The sequence below is a fragment of the Aequorivita sp. CRS11 genome, assembly GCF_059693805.1.
This window is the reverse complement of sequence record NZ_JCATIG010000021.1, coordinates 1-2,822: the sequence shown is the minus strand read 5'-3', so window position 1 is coordinate 2,822 and position 2,822 is coordinate 1. Positions and strand designations below refer to the sequence as shown.

The 2,822-nt window shown below is 34.6% G+C and carries 3 protein-coding genes; 1 reads left to right on the top strand and 2 read right to left on the bottom strand.

All coding sequences use genetic code 11. The features are described 5' to 3' along the window. Window positions 1-341: 341 nt before the first annotated feature. Complete coding sequence (locus AC58DT_RS15500; protein ID WP_497217706.1) at window positions 342-857, bottom strand: hypothetical protein; 516 nt, start codon at window positions 855-857, stop codon at window positions 342-344. A gap of 339 nt (window positions 858-1,196) precedes the next feature. On the opposite strand from AC58DT_RS15500, the gene AC58DT_RS15495 reads away from it, so the two are divergent. Then, window positions 1,197-1,424, top strand: coding sequence for a hypothetical protein (locus AC58DT_RS15495; protein WP_497217705.1), 228 nt, complete (start codon window positions 1,197-1,199; stop codon window positions 1,422-1,424). A 153-nt stretch (window positions 1,425-1,577) separates the two neighbouring features. Here the strand turns inward: AC58DT_RS15495 and AC58DT_RS15490 are convergent, their stop codons facing one another. Further along, the gene (locus AC58DT_RS15490; RefSeq protein WP_121667379.1) at window positions 1,578-2,534 is read right to left on the bottom strand and encodes a DUF1259 domain-containing protein; all 957 of its coding nucleotides are present in this window, start codon (window positions 2,532-2,534) and stop codon (window positions 1,578-1,580) included. Between the last annotated feature and the right edge of the window lie 288 nt (window positions 2,535-2,822).

Sequence of the window (2,822 nt, the reverse complement as noted above, 5' to 3'; positions counted from 1 at the left end):
AGCATGGCATTTTTTAAAGGCACCAAATTTGATTCATTCTCAAGCCTGACCAAAAAAGCAAAGCCGCTTAAAACGGCCTATATTGGTTCAGGTTTAAAAAATTAAGGGGTTGTGCAACGGTTACCCTTGTTGTCCGTCAGTATTTCAAAGGATTAAAAAACGAATTTAATAAAAAAGCAATTAACAAACCGCAGTCTTGAAAATTTGAGCTTTTACTTGGTAATACAAAACCAAGACTATTCATAAACTTACTCTCCGTAAGGGTATGTTGTTGGTAAGTAATCACAGTTTTAAATCAATTTTCAATATCTGCAACTAAAACAAAGTAAAAATGAAAAATATTATTTTTTTAATCTGTCATTGGAAAGAGTTGAAAGGCTATCCCTTTTTTGGTCTAAAAGTAAAATATGCGCTTCCTTTAGTTGTTTTTTATTTTCTAATATATCTTTTTCTATTTGTAGGATTGTTTCTTCGTTGGATTGGGATTTTATAAATATGTCATATATACTATAAGCACCTCCAAATAAACCAAAAATGAAAACAGGCCAAAAAGTCCATAGTTTAAATTTCGATAGATTGAAGTCTATAATTTCTTTTCTTTCTTTCCTGTTCTCTTTTTTTCCTAAATCATCAATAAAAGAAGCAACGTCACTACTAATAAATATTTTTTTCCCTAATGGCGTAATAGTTATTTTAGTATCCTGTTCAAAATCAATTAAACCATATTTAAATAATTCTCTTGCAGCATTTTTATATAACTGTAATTCTTCACCTGTTTTGATATTAAAAGACATTCCTAAAGAAAGAGGACTATATTCATATGCTTTCTCCAAAATTCTATCGTGTATATTGTACATATTCAAAAATTTAAGTCAACCTCGTTTTTTTAGAGGTTGCAAGCGGTTTTTAAAAAGAATAGCCCCCAGTCGTTGTCCGCAATTAGGGGAACAGGTGAAATTCCGCCCTTGCGGTGTTTCGTTACCCGTATCCGAAGCGTGTTACAGGCTCGTCAATGAGTTTTCACGAAATCGAGCCTGTAACACGCTGAGGTTATTGCGGACAACGTTGAGAATATGAAACGGTGGGATTTTACGCACCGACTTTTATAAATTAAATTATTTTAACTTAAACAGATTGGGCTAATTAGACACCCTGACACCCACTGTTTTATATTTATTGTTAGGGTGCGTTATCTTATGGCAACATTAAAAATATCAGATGATTTATTAAAAGTAGAACCTAACTTATTGAGTGTGTTGGGAGAATATTTTGATAGTATAGAAGAAATGACAAGAGAGTATCCTAACGTTAAAAGATATGCTGTACAAAAAACAGGATTACCAAATGACAATACACAGGTTGATTGTAGAATGAAGCGTAACGACAATGGAAAAATAGAAGTTGAGTGGTGCGGGGTGGCTTAATGCACCCTAACGTTCCGCGGCTATGCGCCGGGCGGGGCTTTTACCCGGAATTGTTCTTTTGAAAACGAGCATTTCTCGCATCCGTAATCTGTCAACCGAAGACGGGTTTCCCGCCTGGCGCATAGCCGCTGTTGGGCGTTCGTATTTTTTATCCTACATTTTTTCATTTTTTACCCCTGTCTTGTCTAAGGCTTCTCTTAATCCTTTAGCCAATTTTTCTACGGGTCCAACACCCCAATAATGTAGAAAGAAAATTCTTGGGTTTTCGTGAACCATATGATTATGAAGAGCAACTACTTCAATATCATTTTCAATCAAAGCCTTTATTACTGGGGCTACTTCATCAGCAAGCATCGTAAAATCCCCTGCTACCGCTGCCTTTTCATTTGTTCCTTGCCAACTTGCCCAAGTATTAAAACCTAAAAATGTACTAACTGGTGCACCGTGTTCTTTTAAATTCACATCTGGCCGACCGATAGTGATTTTATATACTCCTTTATTCATAGTTCCGCTATATCCCAAAATGCTATCAATCAACTTTGTGTCAAGAGTATTTTGCACTGTTGAAATAGTTGCACTTGATGGATTAGCACCTCTTATTTCAGTTACTTTATCAAAAACAGCTTTGACACTTTTAGCTAATTTTTTTTCATCGCCCATTCCCCCAATATGCATATACATCACATCAGGCTCATTTCGGACAAAGTGATTGTGAATTGCTGTTATTGTTAACCCTTGTTTTATTATTTCTTGCTGTACTGGTTTTAAGTCTTTTTCCGTAACAACAATATCTCCCATAACCATAGGTTTTCCCGAAGTTGGGGCGAATGCAGCCCAGCTTCCTAATCCCATAGGAGGAATGATTTTGAAACCATCGACCATTACATTCAAGTCATTTTGAGGAACTGTAACTTTGAATTGTCCGTCTTTTTCTTTTCCTTCCATCCCAAACACCGATTTTAAAGATTCAATATCAAGCTCCTTTAATTCATCGTTATTTTCCAAAAGCTTTCCAGTCGATTCTTTTGAATCGTTTTTCTTTGTAGATTGTTCGCAACCAAAAGCAATTAAAGAGGTTACTACTATTAAATAAATGCATACTTTTTTCATAATTCAGTTTTTTTGTTAAAATTTCAGTTCTTTTCAATATGACGCCCAACGAGTTTGTATATAAAAAGTAGCGGATTTTACGCAATAATTTTTAGTTAAACAATGGACTTTATTTTATTCATTTTCTTTCGATTAAGCTATTAAACCGCTATTTTTTATATACGTTGTGCCTGTTGCACAACCACCTCTTCAAATATAGCAAAAGGCTTGTATAAAATTGAGAAGTTTCTTAATTTCATGCCTATGCAAGGCAAGAAAAACTATCAGGAAAAACTCTTCACAAGCTTT

Excerpts from the sequence above, each read along its gene's own strand:
- AC58DT_RS15500 (WP_497217706.1), bottom strand. The coding sequence starts at position 857 with ATGTACAATATACACGATAGAATTTTGGAGAAAGCATATGAATATAGT.
- AC58DT_RS15495 (WP_497217705.1), top strand. The coding sequence starts at position 1,197 with ATGGCAACATTAAAAATATCAGATGATTTATTAAAAGTAGAACCTAAC.
- AC58DT_RS15490 (WP_121667379.1), bottom strand. The coding sequence starts at position 2,534 with ATGAAAAAAGTATGCATTTATTTAATAGTAGTAACCTCTTTAATTGCT.